Annotated in this window: 1 protein-coding gene; it reads right to left on the bottom strand. The window is 66.8% G+C overall.

Features of this window, described 5'->3' with window-relative positions:
* Window positions 1–2,953: type I polyketide synthase (locus ACFWPJ_RS29165; protein ID WP_378856166.1), on the bottom strand; the 2,953-nt coding region annotated here is incomplete at its 3' end.
* Window positions 2,954–3,004 lie beyond the last annotated feature (51 nt).

Raw genomic sequence — 3,004 nt, 5'->3', positions numbered from 1 at the left:
GAACCAGCTCGTCCACCACACCGCAGCCCAACATGCCGCCGACGTGACTGGCCAGCTCCACAAGTCCGGTTCCCGGCAGCAGCACGGTACCGAGCACGCTGTGGTCGGCCAGCCATTCGACGGAGTCGAGCGACCACCGGCCGGTGAAGCTCACCGCACCCGAATCCGGATGCGGCACAACCGCACCCAGCAATGGATGATCCACCGCGTCCAGCCCGGCAGAGCTGACCCCACTCAGCTCGGCTGCCAGCCACGACCGGGCCAACATCTGCCTGGTATCGATCCAGAAACGCTCGTGCTGGAAGGCGTAGGTAGGCAAGTCGATTCGCTGGGCCCCGGAATCAGCGTAGAAACCAGCCCAATCCACCTCGGCACCGGAGACGAACAGCGCTGCCACGCCACCCAGCACCGTGGACCGATCGGCACGGTTGCGACGCGCCAGCGACACCACCGCGGCCGTAGCAGCCGCACCTACCTGCCCGTCGTCGAGTGTCTGGGCGATCATCGGGGTCAGCACCGCATCGGGCCCGACCTCGGCGAACCTGCCCACGCCCATATCCGCCATCGCGGTGACCGCATCGGCGAAGCGCACCGTCTCCCGGACCTGCCCCACCCAATACGACGGATCCGACATCTCATCGCCGACCCGCGCACCGGTCACCGTCGACACCAACGGAAGGCTCGGCCGCGCGAACACCAAACCCGCGATCGCCGAGGCGAATTCGGCAAGCATCGGCTCCATCAGCGCCGAATGGAAAGCGTGCGAGACCCGCAGCCGATGCGTCCGCCACCCACGCCCGGCACACCGATCGGCGACAGCGACGACATCGTCTTCGACACCGGACAACACCACCGAAGCCGGACCATTGACCGCCGCGATCGACACCCGCGCACCGTCCAGCAACGCCGCCACCTCGGCTTCCGGCGCACCGACCGCGACCATCGCCCCGTCGGCGGGCAGCGCCTGCATCAACCGGCCACGCGCCGCCACCAGCACACACGCATCCGCCAGCGACAGCACACCCGCCACATGCGCCGCGGCGACCTCTCCGATCGAGTGACCGGCCACCACGTCGGGCCGCACACCCCACGACTCCAGCAGCCGGAACAACGCCACCTCGAACGCGAACAAACCCGCCTGCGCGAACACCGTCCGATCCACCAGATCCTCGGACGCGACCGCCGCACTCAGCGAAACTGGCTGTCCCAGAAGCTGTTCCAGCTCCGCGACGATCGCATCGAAATGCTCGGCGAACACCGGATACGCACCACACAGCTCGGCGGCCATTCCCGCCCACTGCGCACCCTGACCGGAAAACACCAGACCCGTCGCGCCTGGCACCGCACGACCGGACACCACATGGGGCGACCGCGCTCCCCCAGACAACGCCCGCACACCCGCCAGCAGATCGTCACGGCCCTCGGCCACGACGACTCCGCGATGCTCGAACACACTGCGAGCCGACGCCAGCGAGAAACCGATGTCGATCGGATCGTGTTCGCCCACATGCGATGTCAAACGACCAGCCTGAGCGGCAAGAGCGTCGCTGCTGCGTGCCGAAACCACCCACGGCAGCACAACTGGGACGGTCCGCGCACCCTGCGCCGAGGCGGGCTCCACCACCGGGGCCTGTTCCAGGATGACGTGAGCGTTGGTGCCGCTGATACCGAACGAGGACACGCCAGCACGACGCGGCCGATCCGCCACCGGCCACTCGACCGCCTCGGTCAACAACCGCACATGCCCCTCGGTCCAATCGACCTTGGTGCTGGGCTGATCGACGTGCAAGGTTTGGGGCAGCACGCCGTGCCGCATCGCCATGACCATTTTGATCACACCACCTACACCGGCGGCGGCCTGGGAATGACCGATGTTGGACTTCAACGACCCCAACCACAACGGACGGTCCGCAGCACGGTCCTGCCCATAGGTGGCCAGCAACGCTTGCGCCTCGATCGGATCGCCCAAAGTCGTACCCGTACCGTGGGCTTCCACCGCATCCACCTCGAGCGGCGAGACCCCGGCATTGGCAAGGGCTTGCCGGATCACGCGCCGCTGCGACGGACCATTCGGAGCGGTCAAACCATTCGACGCGCCATCCTGATTCACCGCCGAACCCGCGATCACCGCAAGCACCTGATGACCATGGCGCTGCGCATCGGACAACCGCTCCAACACCAACACGCCAACGCCCTCGGACCAGGCAACGCCATCGGCCGTATCGGAGAAGGACTTACACCGACCGTCCGGCGACAACCCCCGCTGGCGAGAGAACTCCACCAGCGTCTCCGGCGTAGCCATCACCGCCACACCACCGGCCAACGCCAAATCACACTCACCCGACCGCAACGACTGCGCGGCCAAATGCATCGCCACCAGCGACGACGAACACGCGGTATCCACCGACACCGCCGGGCCCTCCAACCCCAGCGTGTAAGCGATCCGACCCGACACCAAGCTGCCGGTAGCGTTGCCCCCATTCCCCTGGGCGTAGTCGTGGTACATCACACCGGTGAACACCCCGGTCGAACTGCCACGCAACACCACAGGATCCACGCCGGCCCGCTCCAACGCCTCCCACGTCGTTTCCAGTAGTTGCCGCTGCTGCGGATCCATCATCGTGGCTTCGTTGGGGCTGATCCCGAAGAAGTCCGCGTCGAAATCGGCTGCGGAGTACAGGAATCCACCGCGACGGGTGTAGGTCTTGCCCGCCTTGCCGGGCTCGGGATCGTAGATACCGTCGATGTCCCAGCCACGATCCGTCGGCAACTCACCAGTGGTGTCGACGCCCGAGGTGACCAGGTTCCACAGGTCGTCGGGCGAGGCGACACCGCCCGGGTAGCGGCAGGCCATTCCGACCAGGGCGATCGGCTCGTCGTCGACAGCCCTGCCGGCAGTAACCTCGACATCCCGGCTGGTGCCCGCGAACTCATCGGCCAGATACTTCGCCAAAGCCTGTGGTGTCGGGTATTCGAACACCAGGGACGCGGGTAGGTGTAGGCC

It is taken from the genome of Nocardia sp. NPDC058497 (assembly GCF_042720195.1).
In the GTDB taxonomy this organism is placed as follows: Bacteria; Actinomycetota; Actinomycetes; order Mycobacteriales; family Mycobacteriaceae; genus Nocardia.
Note: the sequence above shows the minus strand (reverse complement) of the source record. Positions and strands in the feature narration are given on the sequence as shown.